The organism is Streptomyces sp. AK02-01A (genome assembly GCF_033795305.1).
Taxonomy (GTDB): domain Bacteria; phylum Actinomycetota; class Actinomycetes; order Streptomycetales; family Streptomycetaceae; genus Streptomyces.
Genome location: NZ_JARBAE010000003.1, coordinates 269,563 through 284,376 on the forward strand (window position 1 = coordinate 269,563; position 14,814 = coordinate 284,376).

Here is a 14,814-nt window from a genome sequence, read left to right on the forward strand (position 1 = left end):
CGGAGCGGTGATTCGAGCCGTGCCGCTCGCGGTCCTGCCGGCACACCGGCCCGCCGGACAGTCCCTGAGGCGCGGGCGGGCCTTAAGGCGCCTGCGCGGCGGCGGCCGAGACTCCGGCGGTGCCGGACTCCACGGGTTCGGCGAGATCGTCGTCGTCCGACGGCGCTCCGGTCGGCGCGGAGCTCCGGCCCGCGACGGCAGTGGCCTCCGCCATGGCGGAGACGCCTGCCGCACCGGCCGAGGAGGCGCCTTCACCGAGTTCGTCCGGCACGTCCGACGCGGCGCCATGGACGGCGGGAGCGGCACCGGCCGCCGGAAGACCGGCCTGTCCGGGCGCCGCGCCGTCGCCGTCCACCGGATACGGCGGCAGGCCGCGCAGGGCCCGCACCACCGCCCGCGCCAGCGGAAGGGAGTCGACGCGCAGCGAAGGCGCGGCTCCGTGTATGTCCAGCAGCCCGTCCGGACCGGCCTCCAGCAGCCGCGCCCGGTCACGGCCCGCGCCCAGGCAGAGCAGCCGCAGTCCGTCCGGCAGCCGTGTCCGAGGCGGCTCGGCGCACACGGCGAACATTCCGCCGGGCGCGGCCAGCACATCGGCGGTCGTACGGCCGGTGTGGTGCTGGTGCACACCGGACGTGACCTCGACGGAGCCCGCCGGAAGGCGCGCGTCGAGCTGCGCCGCCAGCGATTGCAGTACCGCGCGGGCCGTCCTGGAGACTCCGAAGACGGACACCGTGGTGGGGCCCGCGAGCAGGTCCAGAAATACGGCGTGCCGTCCGTCAGTCCCGACGCAGCACAGCAGCGGCGCCACGGTTCCCGGCGCGGCGTCCGGCTCAGGACCGGCGTCCGGCCCGGTCAAACCGTCCGGCCCGTCCGGCCCGGAAGACGGCAGGGCGGGACCCGCCAGGTCGGCACGGGCGATCCACCACAGACGGGGCTCCGCCTCGTCCGCCGTCCATGGATCCGGCAGCTCGGCCCGGCCGCTCTCCGCGACTCCCGCGACCAGCACGCCGACCAGATCCGGCCCGAGCAGCGCTCCGTACGGCCGGAATCCGGGACGCAGCCCGGCCGCACGACGTACGGCCCGCTCCGCGTCCGGCCAGCCGGACCGGTCCCGTAGCAGACGGGTGAGCAGCCGCAACCGCCGCCGGTAGCGGAGCTGCGCCCGCACGGGCGCGGTGAACGCCTCGACGGTGAGCCGCACTTGGCGCCCGACGCGGCGCCGCAGGACTCGCCAGCCGCCCTGCCGGCGGACCAGCCAGTGAGTCAGCGCGATCAGCAGGATCAGGATCCCGGCGAGTCCCAGCCACTGGGTCAGCCCTCCACCCGGCGCGCTCATGCGGCGACCTCGCTTCCGGATCCGATCCCGCCTCCGGCCTCGGCCCCGACCGGGCTTCCGGAGAATTCCGCCAGCTTCGTCCGGAGCGCCCGTACGCCGTGGTGCGTACGCGATTTGACCGTGCCTCTCGGCACGCCGAGCAGCCGGGCGACATCCTCGCCCGGCTGTCCGAGCAGATGGACGCGGGCGACGGCCTCCCGCTGAGGCGGGTCGAGGGTGCGCAGCGCGGCGACCAGCAGACACCGGTCACCGATCCGCTCGGCGTGGTCGGGCACATGCGCGGGAGCCGCCGAGGCGAAGTCCGCCGCCGAGATCCCCACCGGCACCGCCCGGTCCTTGCGCCGCGTGTCGATCACAAGATTGCGGGCCACGCGGAACAGCCACATCCTGATGGGCCGTTCATGCCAGTCCAGCCGTGCGGTGAGCTGCCACGCACGCAGCAGGGTCTCCTGGACGATGTCCTCGGCGCCGTGGGCGTCCCGGCCCATCAGCCCCGCGACATAGCGCCGCAGGCCGTCCCGCTCGGCGAGAAGAAGGGCGAGAGCGCGGTCGGCGGAGGGCGGCGCGGTGGCCGCCGGCGGGACTTCGTCAACGCGGTCGCGGTCGATGCGGCTCACGGCCTCAGCCCCCGGATTCCATCGAGAAGTGACGTACGGACGAGAGGAGAATAGGCGCCGGTCATGTGTTGTGTTTCCGGCCGGACACCGCTCCCAACTGTGCATCTATGGCCTGATCATGACGAACCGGAAGCATGTGGAGACCGTGTTAACCAACCGTTTTCCCAATGTGCGTGGAGTGGCACCGGTGGCGACGGAGATCCTCGGGGCACCACCCGCTTCGACCGATCAGATCCTTCTGGAGCCGACGTGCCGTCCTTGTCCCACACACCGAACTCCGGACGGTCCGGCGACCCGGAAGCGGCGCCATTCGCCGAGACCTTCGCGCGGCGGCCCACGGTCCCGCGGCGCGGTCTGCTGCCGGGGACGCGGGTCTGGGCCACGACGGCCGCCGCCGCCGCCCTGACCGGCGCCGGCGTCATGACACTGCCTCTGCTCGCGAGCATCGACCTGACCTCGGATCCGGCGGAGCCGAGCAGCGCGGTCGCCGTCGCGTCACCGGACGGCCGGGCCAACACCGCCGTCTCGCCGGCACCGTCCGGGAAACCGGACGGCCCGGCCGCTCCGGGCCGGGAGCGGGACTCCGCTCCCGCGCCATGGGCCGGCGGCCCGTTCGTCCCGGTGGCCCCGGGCGGCCGGGCGCCGGCGCCCGGGTCCGGTGCGGTGGCCGGACAGAGCCCGGACACCGCACCGGCCTCCGGCGCCACGGACCAGGGACAGAAGCAGACACTGTCCCCGGGGTCCACCGCCGCCGGCGGCACCGCAGGGAGCGGCAAGCCCGCGCGGGACGCGCCGGTGGACCAGACGCGGGATCAGTCCCTCAATGTCTCCGCTCCCGGAGTGCCGCTGGTGGGCGCCGCGTCCGGCCGCTGCATCGATGTCACCGACTCCCAGAACGGCGTGGGCAGATCGGGCACCAGGCTGCAGATCTGGACCTGTTCCCCGCAGGACAACCAGAAGTGGTCCTTCCGCTCCGACGGCACTGTGCGGTCCCTCGGTATGTGCATGAATGTGGCGGGCGGCTCCACTCAGAGCGGCGCCGCCATCCAGCTCGCCACCTGCAACGGCGGCCCCGGGCAGCAGTTCTATCTGGCCGCCGCCGGTGATCTGGTGAACCGCGCGGCCGACAAGTGTGTCGACGTCCTCGACAAGGGCACCGCCAGCGGAACCGCGTTGCAGTTGTGGACGTGCAAGGGGTCGTCGAACCAGAAGTGGCGCAAGGGCTGACCGGCCGCTTCACCGTACGTCCGCGCCGCGCGGCGGACGCGGTGAAGTCACGTTGTGTGTCTGATCGATGACACTTCGCGCCACCGTCGACGGCGGTGTCCTGGTGCATGCTGCTCCGTCCATCCACCGGCCGGTGTCACGGCGGGCCGGCGTCTCGCGAATGCGATGTCCCCTCCGGCTGCCTAGACTTGCCGGTGAGGTACGGCCGAGTGATCCAGTGTGGCGCCCGAGTACCGGGGGGACGGACGCGCCTACTCCAATGGAGATGCCATGGGCGAGAACCCACGCCAGCAGGACGTTCTGGACAATCCCGCGCTTGATCACGGAGTGGCGTTCACCCGGGAGCAGCGCCGGGAGCTGGGGATCACCGGGCGGCTGCCCTCGGCGGTCCTGAATCTGGACCAGCAGACCGAGCGCGCTTACCGCCAGTTGGAGGAGCAGCCCGACAACCTGGCCAAGAACGTCTATCTGGAGCAGCTCCACGATCACAACGAGACCCTGTATTACAAGGTTCTCCTCGACCATCTCAGCGAGTTGCTGCCGGTGGTCTACGACCCGACGGTCGGCGAGGCCATCGAGCAGTACAGCCATGAGTACCGCCGCCCGCGCGGTGTGTATCTCTCCATCGACCATCCCGAGGACGTGGAGGCGTCGTTCGCGGGGCTCGGTCTGGGCGCGGACGACGTCGATCTGATCGTGGTGACGGACGCCGAGGAGATCCTCGGGATCGGTGACTGGGGCGTGGGCGGCATCGAGATCGCGGTGGGCAAACTCGCGGTGTACACCGCCGCCGCGGGAGTGGATCCCTCCCGGACGATCCCGGTGTCACTCGATGTCGGCACCGACAACGAGTCGCTGCTCAATGACCCGCTCTATCTCGGCAACCGGCATTCCCGCCGGCGCGGAGACGAGTACGACGCCTTCATCAAGACCTACTTGGAGACGGCCTCCCGGCTGTTTCCCCATGCGCTGCTGCACTTCGAGGACTTCGGACCGGGCAATGCCCGCCGGATCCTGGAGCAGTACGGCGGACGTCTGCGTGTCTTCAACGACGACCTCCAGGGCACCGGTGCGATCAGCATCGCGGGCGTCTTCTCGGCGCTGCGCGTCACGGGCGTACCGATGCGGGAGCAGCGAGTGGTGATCTTCGGCGCCGGAACCGCCGGAGTGGGCATCGCCGACCAGCTCCGTGACGCGATGGTGCGCGACGGCGCCACCCGCGAGGAGGCCACCGGCCAGGTGTGGCTCGTCGACAAACAGGGCCTGCTCACCGACGACATGACCGGGCTGCGCGATTTCCAGCAGCCGTACGCCCGCGAGGCGTCGGAGGTCTCCGGCTGGGCTCCCGACCGCCGTTCGGACATCACGCTGCTGGACACCGTCTCCCATGCCCGCCCGACCATCCTGATCGGCACGTCCACCGTGCACGGCGCCTTCACCCGCGAGGTCGTCGAGGCGATGTCCGCGTCGGCCGAACGCCCGGTCATCTTCCCGCTGTCCAATCCGGACTCACGTATCGAGGCGATGCCGGCGGATGTGATCGCCTGGTCGCACGGCAAGGCGCTGGTGACCACCGGCATCCCCGTCGGCCCTGTCGAGTACGAGGGCGTGACGCACATCATCGGCCAGGCCAACAACGCCCTGCTCTATCCGGGGCTGGGCCTGGGCACCATCGTCTCGCGCGCGAGCAAGGTCACCGACGGCATGCTGCTGGCGGCGGCCGAAGCGGTCGCGGGCCAGGTCGATGTCAGCGAGCCCGGGGCCTCGCTGCTGCCACCCGTCGCCGACCTGCGGGCCTCCTCGGCCGCGGTGGCGGTCGCGGTGGTCCGGGCCGCCATGGCCGACGGAGTGGCCCCGAAGCCGGTCGACGACCCCGTACAGGCCGTGCTGGACGCGATGTGGCAGCCGGTCTATCCGGACGGAGGAACGTGATGGCCGCCGGGCGCGGCGCGGCCGGCCCGGAGACTCCGCCGCGAATCCTCGATGTGCCCGTCGGACTGACGGCGACCGGCCGTCGCCGTGAGACCGACTCCATGGGCGCGATCGAGGTGCCCGCCGACCGCTACTGGGGGGCTCAGACCCAGCGGTCACTCATCCACTTCTCCATCGGTGACGACCGGATGCCGTCCGCTGTCTATCACGCGTACGGCTATGTCAAGAAGGCCGCCGCGCTCGTGAACGGGCGGGCGGGACGGCTGCCCGAGTGGAAGGCCGGTCTGATCGCCCGAGTCGCCGACGAGGTCACCTCGGGACAACTCGACGAGCACTTCCCGCTCTACGTGTGGCAGACCGGCTCCGGCACACAGTCGAACATGAACACCAACGAGGTGATCAGCAACCGGGCCGTCCAACTGGTCGGCGGTGAGCTCGGCTCCAAGACTCCGGTCCATCCCAATGACCACGTCAACATGGGCCAGTCCTCCAACGACACCTTCCCCACGGCGATGCATGTCGCGGCGGTCCAGGAGCTCGACGGCCGGCTGGTGCCGCACGTGGAGCGGCTCCGCGCCGCGATCGACACCAAGGCCCGGTCCTGGCACGACGTCGTCAAGATCGGCCGCACCCACCTGGAGGACGCCGTACCGCTGACGGTCGGTCAGGAGTGGTCCGGGTACGCTCAGCAGCTCGGCGACGCCCTCGACCGGGTCAGGGCCACTCTGCCCGGACTCCATGAACTGGCCGTGGGCGGCACGGCCGTCGGCACGGGCATCAACGCTCCGGACGGCTTCGGCGCGGCCGTGGCCGCGGAGATCGCGAAGCTGACCGGGCAGCCGTTCCGTACGGCGCCCAACAAGTTCGCCGCCCAGGGCGGCCTCGACGCCATGGTCGCCGCCTCGGCCGGGCTGCGCGGACTGGCCGTATCACTGATGAAGATCGCCAACGACATCCGGTGGCTCGCCTCGGGACCTCGTTGCGGGATCGGTGAGCTGACTCTCCCGGCGAACGAACCGGGCAGCTCGATCATGCCCGGCAAGGTCAACCCGACACAGTGCGAGGCCATGGTGATGGTGTGCATCCAGGTGCTCTCGGAGGACTCGGCGGTTGCCTTCGCCGGCTCCCAGGGAAATTTCGAGCTCAACGCGATGCGCCCGATCATCATCAGTGACTTCCTGCACTCGGCGCGGATTCTCGGCGACGCCTGTACGAAGCTGCGCGAATACTGCGTCGAGGGAGTCGAGCTCGACCGGGACCGGATCGCCGAGTACGTCGGCCGCTCCCTGATGCTCGTCACCGCGCTCTCTCCGGTGCTCGGCTACGACCGGGCCTCCGCCATCGCGCACAAGGCGGACCGGGAGGGCACCACACTGCGCGAGGCGGCTCTTGCCAGCGGCTATATCGACGCCGAGCGTTTCGACCGCGTGGTGCGGCCCGAGAACATGGTCTGATCCACCTCCGGCCGGACCGGCCACGCGCAAGGTGGCGGGACGGTCCACGGACGCGTCTCAGGGATTGATGTCGACGACGACCTTGCCCCTGGCGGTCCGGTTCGCCACCACCTCATGGGCGTCGGCGACATTGGTGAGGCTGAAGCGCCGCGGATCGACCACTGGTGTGAGTGCCCCACCGTCCGCGAGGCCGGCCGCTTCGCGCAGGATGTCTCCGTGGTGATCCCGTCCACGGCCGGTCAGCATGGGCAGCAGTGTGAAGACTCCGGAGTACGTGGCCCCTCGGAAGGAGAGCGGAGCGAGGCTGTGCGTGCCCCATCCAAGGGAGCTGAGCACATGACCGGTGTAGGTACGGGCCGCCGTGAAGGACGCCTCCAGGGTCGAGCCGCCGACGGTGTCGAACACGATGTCGAAGCCCTCGCCTCCGGTGTACCGGGAGACATAGTCGTCGACCGCCGTGGTGGTGTAGTCGATCGCGGTCGCGCCGAAGCCTTCGATGGTCTCCAGGCTCCGGGCGGACCCGGTCGCGAACACGTCCGCACCTCGTGCGCGGGCGAGCTGTACGGCCATCTGCCCGATGCCCCCGGCGCCGCCGTGTACCAGCACCTGCTGACCGGCCTGCACCCGCGCCCGGTCGACCAGGCCCTCCCAGGCGGTGATGACGACAAGAGGCAGAGCGGCGGCCTCGCGCATGTCCAGGGACGACGGCTTGTGCGCCAGCAGCCGGGCGTCCACCGCCGCGTACTCGGCGAGGGAACCCTGGAGGTCCCCGACGCCGCCGGTCAGTCCGTACACCTCGTCACCCGGAGCGAAGTCCCTGACATCCGGGCCGGTGTCCTCGACCACACCCGCCAGATCCATGCCGAGCACGGCCGGAAGGTGGGTTCTCGCGTGATCCGCCTGCCCGGCGCGGATCTTGGTGTCCAGCGGATTCACTCCACTGGCCGCCACCCGCACCAGCACCTCGCCCGCACCGGCGACGGGTTTCTTGATCTCACTCAGGGTCAGAGAGCCGCCGAACTGTTCCAGCACAACTGCGCGCATGACATCGCCTCGTCGCTCGTCCTTTTGTGATGATCTTCTCCGAACCGCCAGGTCTCCGCCGGTCGGCGCGCCACGCGTACCGGTCGGCATGTCCGATCACCTTCGCGCGCCCCGTTCTCGCACACGCGCCCGAAGGTCCCAATGTGCTCGTCGTACCGCTGAGATGGCCTCCGGGCTGGTCGTCGGAGCGCGGATCCGACGGTCTATCGTGGACCGCATGCCCGCCCCTGAACTCATTCGTATCGTCTCCCGCGACTCGCCCATGGCCCTGGCCCAGGTGGAGCGCGTCCGCGCCGAACTGGCCGCGCTCCATCCCGGCACCGCGACCGAGGTCATCCCGGTCAAGACCACCGGCGACAAGTGGATGGGCGACCTCTCCCAGGTCGAGGGCAAGGGAGCCTTCACCAAGGAGGTCGACGCCGCGCTCCTGGCGGGCGAGGCGGACCTCGCGGTGCACTGCGTCAAGGACGTCCCGGCGGACCGCCCGCTGCCCGCCGGCACGACGTTCGCGGCGTTCCTCAAACGTGACGACATCCGTGACGCCCTTGTCCATCCCGGCGGCCGCACGCTCGACGAGCTCCCGGCCGGGACCAGGATCGGCACCTCCTCCGTACGCCGCGTCGCACAGCTCGCCGCCTCCCATCCGCACCTCGAATGCGTGCCGTTCCGCGGCAACGCCAACCGCCGGCTGGAGAAACTCGCCGCGGGTGAGGCCGACGCCATCCTTCTGGCCGTCGCCGGTCTTGAGCGCATCGGCCGCGCCGACGTCATCACCGAGATCCTCTCGCCGGAGACGATGTGCCCGCCGATCGGCGCGGGAGTCCTCGCCCTGCAGTGCCGCGAGGACGACACCACGCTCATCGATGTCGTCAGCGAGCTCGGAGACCCGGACACCTACCGCGAGACGACCGCGGAACGGATGTTCCTCCATGTCCTCCAGGGCCACTGCAACTCACCCATCGCCGGCTACGCCAAGGCCCGGCGCAACGGCGATCTCTCGCTGCGCGCCTGCGTCTTCACACCGGACGGCAAGACCGTGCTCAACGCCCACGAGTGGGCCGGTCTGCTCAGCCCCGCCGACCTCGGTGCCTCCGTCGCCCTCGCGCTGCTGCGCCAGGGCGCCCGCGAGCTGATCGACACCATCGCGCACTGAGACCGGCACCATCACACACCGGGCACAAGGGCGCGGCGAGCCCGGTCCGACGCCCGTGTGCCGCCACGGTGACGCCTCCGGAGCGTCGCCGTGGCGGCACACGGGAACGCGGCTGTCCGGTGCGTTGGCATAGCCTGGAGTGCGAGCGGCCGGATCACGGAAAGACGGCCGCGCCCGAAGGCGCCGTCCTCGTGTCCGCGTCCCTCGTGCCGCAGGCACCGACGCGACCGTCCACGGCATCGCCGAACACGCGGCGGCCCTCAGCCGGCCCCATCCTCACCGGCGTCCCGGTACGGGACAGGGGCTTCGGCGCCGGACACACCGGAGAGGACCCGCCGGCCGGAGAGGACGTGGACCCATGAACGCTGGATCACTCAGTGAGTCCGTCCGCCAGGACACACCGCCCGGGTCGGCCGCCGTCCCGGACGTCCGCGAGATCGTCGACCGGCACTGGCGGATGCTGATCGGCGGGAAACTGAAGGACGCGGCCTCGGCCGAGACACTCGACGTGGTGAACCCGGCCGACGAGACGGTCGTCACCCGCATCCCACTGGGCGGTCCGTCCGATGTGGATGACGCCGTGACCGCGGCGCGGGAGGCGGCGCCGGGCTGGGCGGCCACATCGATCACCGACCGTGCCCAGGTACTGAGAGCTCTCGCCGACGCGATCGAGACGCACGGCGAGGAACTGGCCTGGATCGACACGGTCGACAACGGCAGTCCGATCGCGGTGATGCGCAACGACTTCCGCATCGCCGTCCAGCAGTTGCGGTACTTCGCCGGCCTCGCGCTGCAACTGCGAGGCGAGACCATTCCGACGGCCGGACCGAATTCCGCCGACTTCACCCTGCGCGACCCGTTCGGTGTGGTCGGTCGGATCGTGGCCTTCAACCATCCGCTGATGTTCGCGCCGCGCGTATCGCGGCGCCCTTGCTGGCCGGAAACGCGGTGGTCCTGAAACCGGCCGAGGCGACCTCTCTGTCGGCGCTGCGCCTCGGCGAGCTGGCCGCCGGTGTCGTGCCCCCCGGCGTGCTGAACATCGTCAGCGGCCTCGGCAGCGTGGTCGGAGAGCGCCTGGTGACGCATCCGGACGTGCCGCGCGTCGCTCTGACCGGCTCCGAACCGGTCGCCCGCAGGATCCAGGCCCAGGCCGCCGCCGTCGCGGTCAAGACGATCACCCTGGAACTCGGCGGGAAGAACCCGCTGATCGTCTTCGCCGACGCCGACCTGGACGACGCGGTCGAGGGCGCGATGAACGGGATGAACTTCACCTGGCAGGGACAGTCCTGCGGATCGACCTCACGGCTGCTGATCCACCGCTCCGTCTACGACCAGGTGGTCACGGAGGTGGGCCGGCGGATGGACCGGATGCGGGTCGGCGACCCGACACGGCCGGACACCGACATGGGGCCGCTGGCCTCCGAGAATCAGTACCGCAAGGTGACCGGCTACATCACGGCGGGCCTGTCCGATCCCGCGCTGGATCTCGTCGCGGGCGGCGAGATCCCGGACGGGCCGGGATATTACGTACGGCCCACGCTGTTCTCCGCTCCCTCGGGCTCCACCGGCCCGCTGTTCACGGAGGAGATCTTCGGCCCGGTACTCGTCGCGTCGCCGTTCGACAGTTACGACGAGGCCATCGCGGAGGCGAACGCGCTGCCCGTCGGACTGACGGCCAGCGTCTGGACGAAGGAACTGCGGACCGCCATGGCAGCGGCACGCGATCTGCGGACCGGCTATCTCTGGGTCAACTGGAGCTCCGCCCATGTGCCCGGCACGCCATTCGGAGGCGTGCGCGATTCGGGCATCGGCCGGGAGGAAGGCATCGAGGAACTACAGGAGTACACCCAGACCAAGAACGTGTATCTCAGGTTCTGACGCTCGGAGGACCTGTGTCCGGCCGGCCCGTCTTCGTGCCGCGCGCCGGAACGGAGCCAACGGTCTTCTGACCGTCCGTTGGCGTTCCCTTCCGCGTTCGTGCGCGTTGTCGCCGCGCTCATACCTTTTCCTCATGGGCCGACCACTGTTTCGCGCGCGTGCAGCGCTGCTCGCCAGCTCCGTCATCGTCTCCTTCTCCGTGTTCGCCACCGCCCCGGCCGACGCCGACGCCGACGCGGCCACCGCCGCCGCCGAGCGGATCGTCCTCTCCGCCGACTTCTCCGGAAGCGCGCTGCCCGCGGGCTTCCGCGCGGTGGAGGGGAATTGGCAGGTGAAGAACGGCCGTCTGTACGGAGCGTCAACCAGCTCCTCTCAGCAGAGCCGTATCACCTTCGGTGAACACCTCGCCGACTACCGCATCGAGGTGACCGCCCGCTTCGAGTCCGCCGCCGACGCGGCCCGTTGGGCCGCCATGGGTCTGGACGTACCCGCGGGCGGTGCCGTGCCCTGGTCGATCGCCACCATGCGCACCGGCACCACGGCCGCCAACGGACTTGAGTTCGCGCAGCGGACGACGGCCAACACCTGGAATGTCACCGACACCGCCGCCGCGCCCTCGGCGGCCGGGACCGGCCGGGACATACGGATCGCCGCGGAGGTGCACGGCTCGATGGCGCGCTGGTTCTTCGACGGCCGGGAGGCCCTGCGTACCAGCGGTGTCGCCCGCTCCGCCGCGGGTGTGGAGGCACTCCTGGTCAACGGTGCGACCGTGTCGTTCGACGATCTGTTGGTCACCGAACTCCCGGCGCGGGACTGGATCAGGCCCGCGGGTTCCCCGCTCACCGTCATCGGACACCGCGGCGCCGCGTCCGCGGCACCGGAGAACACACTGGTCTCCGACGAGGTGGCCCGCAGAGGAGGGGCGGAGTACATCGAGAACGACGTCCAGCCGAGCAAGGACGGCGTTCCTCATGTCATGCACGACAGCACGGTGGACCGGACGACCAACGGCACCGGCGCCGTCCGCGGCCTCACCTCCGCCCAGCTCAACGCACTCGACGCCGGTTCCTGGTTCGCGCCCTCCTACGCCGGGACACATGTCCCGACCCTGGCGGCGCAGTTGGACGATCTGCGCACCCGTGGCGGCGACCTGTTGCTGGAGATCAAGAGCGCGCACACCCGGGCCGAGGTCGCGACGATCGTCAAGACCATCCGTGATCACCAGATGACTGGGCGCGTATTCGTGCAGAGCTTCGAAGTGAACGCCCTGAAGTACACCTATGAGCTCGCTCCGGAACTGCCTCTGGGACTGCTCCGCAGTGATCTGGACGCCGACCCGGTGGCCACGGCGAAAGAGCTGCACCTCGCCTCGTACAACCCGTCGGACGAAGCCCTGAGCAAGCGGCCCGGTGCCGTCGCCGATCTGCACGCCGCCGGCGTCGCACTGATGGTGTGGACGGTCGACACCCCGGCGCGCTGGAAGGCGCTGGAGGCGATGGGCGTCGACGGCATCATCACCAACCGCCCGGCGGAACTCACCGGCTGGAACGCCGCCTTCTCGCAGAAGTAGGCCGTGTCGCGCAAGTAGCGCCGTCCGCCCGGTCGCGGGCCAGGCGGGACGTTCGCGACAGGCCCCGGTACCACCACCGCGCCCCGCCGCCGGAAAAGCGGCGAGAGCGACGGCACGGCCCGTACCCGCGCCGACGGTTCCCGCGCGGGTACGGGCCGGGGCGGCGGCAGCCGGACGGGACCTCAGTCCTCGGACCTCGGTGGCGCGAGACTCTTCGGGGTCGCGATGCCCTTTGGGAGCCTGGGGAAGCCCGAGGAGCCGCCAGGGATCTCGGGCGTGGGCCTGCGGCCACGAGGAGCGTCCCAGGCGGGTTCCGCCGAGAGATATGTGGTGCGGCTGACGAGGTCGCCGTCCTTCTCGCCGCCCCGGACGAGCACCTCGGTCTCCAGGAGCTGGGTGGTCGCGGGAGAGATGACCAGACGGCTGCGCCGGTCGCCGTTGTCCAGCTCGACCGCCGTGCCGTCGCGTCCGGTGCTGTCCTTGACCTCTCCGGCCAGGCGCACTCCGGGGATCCCGGCGAGGACCTCGTACAGCGCGGCACGCAGTCGCGGGCCGGCCGGCGCCCGGGACAGCAGCGCGTCGATGCCGTTGAAGAGCGCGTCCTGGGCGACGGGACCGGTGGCCCCGCCGAGGAGCCGCGCCTGGAGCGCCGCGGGATCGGTGGGCAGAGTCCTCAGATCGTCCCAGGTCACCGCCTTGCCGACCACGTCCCACGACATCAGCGCGTCCTTGCCCTTTCCGGCGGGGAAGTCAAAGGCCGGGCCGTCGCCCGTCCGGGTGACCATGCCGGTCCTGCTCAGCCACGACACGCGGGACACCGTCCGCTTCCCGGTGAACGGTATGGCGGAGGAAGCGGTCACTTTCCAGTACGGGGCCTGGGAAGCGGGCCTGTCGGCGGCGCTGTCCGCGACCTCGTGGAGAAAGCTCGCCGCGTCCGCGGTCGTCGGGGCCCGTCCTCCGAAGCCCAGGGTGGGATAGACGGCAGCGCCGACGGCGACGGCGGCGACCGTCGCGGCCGAGACCAGGAACCGCCGGGTGCGATGGACCGGCCGGTGGGCGACGACCACCACGCCGTCCTCCCGCGCGGCGGCGGCGCGTACCGCTGCCAGCGCGGCACCGACCGCGGCGGGGCTGGGCGGAGCGGTCTCGGCCGCGGCCCGCAGCCGGTCCGCGCCGTCGAAGTCGAGGAGGGCGGCCCTGTCGTGCCGAGTGCCGGTCATGCGAGGTCTCCTGCCATGGGAGTCGTGTGCGGTGTGCCGAGTGCCGCGCGCAGTCGCGTACGGGCCCGGTGGAGCCGGGAGCGGGCGGTGCCCGGTGGTATGCCGACCACGGCGGCGGCTTCCGTCGGAGTGAGCTGTTCCCAGGCCACGAGCAGCAGCAACTCCCGCTCCACATGCGGGAGTTCGGCCAGCGTGCGGCGGATCAGCGGTGCGACCGCAGCGGCGTCCAGCCGCCGGTCGACCGCCTGCCAGGGGTCATTGGTCTCCTCGTCGGCCTGGGACGCGCGCTGGTCCTGCGAGTGCCTGCGCCAGTGCGCGGCGAGTACGTTCCTGGCCACGCCGAAGAGCCATGTCCGCGCGGCGCCCCGGCCGGAGTCGTAGGTCCCGCGCGCCGTGTACGCCCGCAGCCACACCTCGGCCAGAAGATCGTCCGCCGCCTGCGGCGCCCGGCGTGCGAGATAGCCGTGCAGCGCCGTCGAATGCCGTGCCACCAGCGGCTCGAACGCGCCCGTGTCCCGCACCGAGCGGGTGAGAAGCTCGTCGTCCGTTTCCACCGGACCTCCCATCCGTAGCCGCGTGAACAGCGGCCTCACCCGGTACTTGTCGCGTACGGGCGGAAGCGTTCGCGGAGATGGCCGGCCGGTCGGACCGCGGCCCGGCATCCGTCCGGATCTCGCGGCGGACTGACCGGTCAGTCAGAAATTCCGCGACGCCGTCAATTCCGCGCTGTCCTCACGGTCTGCCGGGCGGCGTCGCCGTCCGGCAGGGCCGGGGCGCCGTCCTGCGGCCTGGGAGGCCGGGTGAGGCGGCCGACCGACACGACGACGGAATGCCGCCGGAGGCTGACCAGCGCGGCGTCCTCGTCGGGCGTACGGCCCTCCGGGGAGCCGTCGCTCCAGGCACTGGAGAGGACCAGCACCAGGGTCAGCAGCGCGTGAGCCGGCATACCGGCGTCCACCAGACCGTCGGCCTGCGCGGCGGCCAGTTCGCGGAGCTTGGCCGAGGTCGACTCCTGGGCGACGGGCAGCGCGTCCGCGGCGGGCCGCTCCAGGCCGTGCCAACGCGCCAGACGCAGCAGATGCGGATGCGCGCGATAGAAGTCGAAGAGCGCGCCGGCGTAACCGGGCAGGTCCTGCGCGTCGAACGGCGCCGCTGACAGCAGCTCTTCGATGGCGGCCGCGTAGACCGTGTCGAAGAGCCGCTCCTTGTTGCCGAAGTAGACGTAGATCAGATTCTTGTTGACCGATGCGGAGGCGGCGATGCGGTCCACTCGTGCCCCGGCGATGCCGTACGCCGCGAACTCCTGGGTCGCGGCCTCCAGCAGCCGCGCCTTCGTCACATCGGATTTCTTCACCATGGACCGAGGATATCCCTTGACCAACC

11 protein-coding genes and 1 pseudogene are annotated in these 14,814 nt (G+C 71.0%); 6 read left to right on the top strand and 6 right to left on the bottom strand.

Going from position 1 to position 14,814, the window contains the following annotated elements; genetic code table 11:
• Positions 1-82: 82 nt before the first annotated feature.
• Both PV679_RS05995 and PV679_RS06000 read right to left on the bottom strand, forming a co-directional pair.
• Positions 83-1,336, bottom strand: a complete 1,254-nt coding sequence (locus tag PV679_RS05995; protein ID WP_319678972.1) for a hypothetical protein — start codon at positions 1,334-1,336, stop codon at positions 83-85.
• Positions 1,333-1,953 (bottom strand): sigma-70 family RNA polymerase sigma factor, encoded by a 621-nt coding sequence (locus PV679_RS06000; RefSeq protein WP_319678973.1) that lies wholly within the window; start codon positions 1,951-1,953, stop codon positions 1,333-1,335. Before PV679_RS06000 ends, PV679_RS05995 begins: the two co-directional genes overlap by 4 nt.
• 249 nt (positions 1,954-2,202) lie before the next feature.
• On the opposite strand from PV679_RS06000, the gene PV679_RS06005 reads away from it, so the two are divergent.
• The 3 genes from PV679_RS06005 to fumC all read left to right on the top strand — a co-directional run bounded on the left by PV679_RS06005 (position 2,203) and on the right by fumC (position 6,566).
• The gene (locus PV679_RS06005) at positions 2,203-3,180 is read left to right on the top strand and encodes a ricin-type beta-trefoil lectin domain protein (protein ID WP_319678974.1); all 978 of its coding nucleotides are present in this window, start codon (positions 2,203-2,205) and stop codon (positions 3,178-3,180) included.
• A gap of 270 nt (positions 3,181-3,450) precedes the next feature.
• Complete coding sequence (locus tag PV679_RS06010; protein ID WP_319678975.1) at positions 3,451-5,112, top strand: NAD-dependent malic enzyme; 1,662 nt, start codon at positions 3,451-3,453, stop codon at positions 5,110-5,112.
• Positions 5,112-6,566 (top strand): class II fumarate hydratase, encoded by a 1,455-nt coding sequence (fumC, locus tag PV679_RS06015; RefSeq protein ID WP_319678976.1) that lies wholly within the window; start codon positions 5,112-5,114, stop codon positions 6,564-6,566. The genes PV679_RS06010 and fumC overlap by 1 nt, the downstream gene beginning before the upstream one ends.
• Positions 6,567-6,623: 57 nt before the next feature.
• On the opposite strand, the gene PV679_RS06020 is transcribed toward fumC, so the two are convergent.
• Positions 6,624-7,610: a zinc-dependent alcohol dehydrogenase family protein gene (locus PV679_RS06020; RefSeq protein ID WP_319678977.1), complete on the bottom strand. Its 987-nt coding sequence runs from the start codon at positions 7,608-7,610 to the stop codon at positions 6,624-6,626.
• A gap of 217 nt (positions 7,611-7,827) precedes the next feature.
• Between PV679_RS06020 and hemC the strand changes: the two genes are divergently transcribed.
• The 3 genes and pseudogenes from hemC (at position 7,828) to PV679_RS06040 (ending at position 12,211) form a co-directional block, all read left to right on the top strand.
• On the top strand, positions 7,828-8,763 hold the full coding sequence (gene hemC / locus PV679_RS06025; RefSeq protein ID WP_319678978.1) for a hydroxymethylbilane synthase: 936 nt from the start codon (positions 7,828-7,830) through the stop codon (positions 8,761-8,763).
• Between the two features lie 457 nt (positions 8,764-9,220).
• A pseudogene (locus PV679_RS06035) lies at positions 9,221-10,641 on the top strand (aldehyde dehydrogenase family protein).
• Positions 10,642-10,774: 133 nt separating this feature from the next.
• Positions 10,775-12,211: a glycerophosphodiester phosphodiesterase gene (locus PV679_RS06040; RefSeq protein WP_319678981.1), complete on the top strand. Its 1,437-nt coding sequence runs from the start codon at positions 10,775-10,777 to the stop codon at positions 12,209-12,211.
• Between the two features lie 182 nt (positions 12,212-12,393).
• Here the strand turns inward: PV679_RS06040 and PV679_RS06045 are convergent, their stop codons facing one another.
• The 3 genes from PV679_RS06045 to PV679_RS06055 all read right to left on the bottom strand — a co-directional run bounded on the left by PV679_RS06045 (position 12,394) and on the right by PV679_RS06055 (position 14,788).
• Positions 12,394-13,431 carry a hypothetical protein gene (locus PV679_RS06045; RefSeq protein WP_319678982.1) on the bottom strand — a complete coding sequence of 346 codons (1,038 nt, stop codon included), beginning with the start codon at positions 13,429-13,431 and terminating at the stop codon, positions 12,394-12,396.
• A complete protein-coding gene (locus PV679_RS06050) occupies positions 13,428-13,985 on the bottom strand; it encodes an RNA polymerase sigma factor (protein WP_319678983.1) in 558 nt (185 codons plus the stop codon). The genes PV679_RS06045 and PV679_RS06050 overlap by 4 nt, the downstream gene beginning before the upstream one ends.
• A gap of 161 nt (positions 13,986-14,146) precedes the next feature.
• Positions 14,147-14,788, bottom strand: coding sequence for a TetR/AcrR family transcriptional regulator (locus PV679_RS06055; RefSeq protein ID WP_319678984.1), 642 nt, complete (start codon positions 14,786-14,788; stop codon positions 14,147-14,149).
• Between the last annotated feature and the right edge of the window lie 26 nt (positions 14,789-14,814).

Bases quoted from the DNA above. Each gene is read 5' to 3' on its own strand.
- PV679_RS06040 (WP_319678981.1), top strand. From the start codon at position 10,775: ATGGGCCGACCACTGTTTCGCGCGCGTGCAGCGCTGCTCGCCAGCTCC.
- PV679_RS06010 (WP_319678975.1), top strand. From the start codon at position 3,451: ATGGGCGAGAACCCACGCCAGCAGGACGTTCTGGACAATCCCGCGCTT.
- fumC (WP_319678976.1), top strand. From the start codon at position 5,112: ATGGCCGCCGGGCGCGGCGCGGCCGGCCCGGAGACTCCGCCGCGAATC.
- PV679_RS06055 (WP_319678984.1), bottom strand. From the start codon at position 14,788: ATGGTGAAGAAATCCGATGTGACGAAGGCGCGGCTGCTGGAGGCCGCG.
- PV679_RS06045 (WP_319678982.1), bottom strand. From the start codon at position 13,431: ATGACCGGCACTCGGCACGACAGGGCCGCCCTCCTCGACTTCGACGGC.
- hemC (WP_319678978.1), top strand. From the start codon at position 7,828: ATGCCCGCCCCTGAACTCATTCGTATCGTCTCCCGCGACTCGCCCATG.
- PV679_RS06020 (WP_319678977.1), bottom strand. From the start codon at position 7,610: ATGCGCGCAGTTGTGCTGGAACAGTTCGGCGGCTCTCTGACCCTGAGT.
- PV679_RS05995 (WP_319678972.1), bottom strand. From the start codon at position 1,336: ATGAGCGCGCCGGGTGGAGGGCTGACCCAGTGGCTGGGACTCGCCGGG.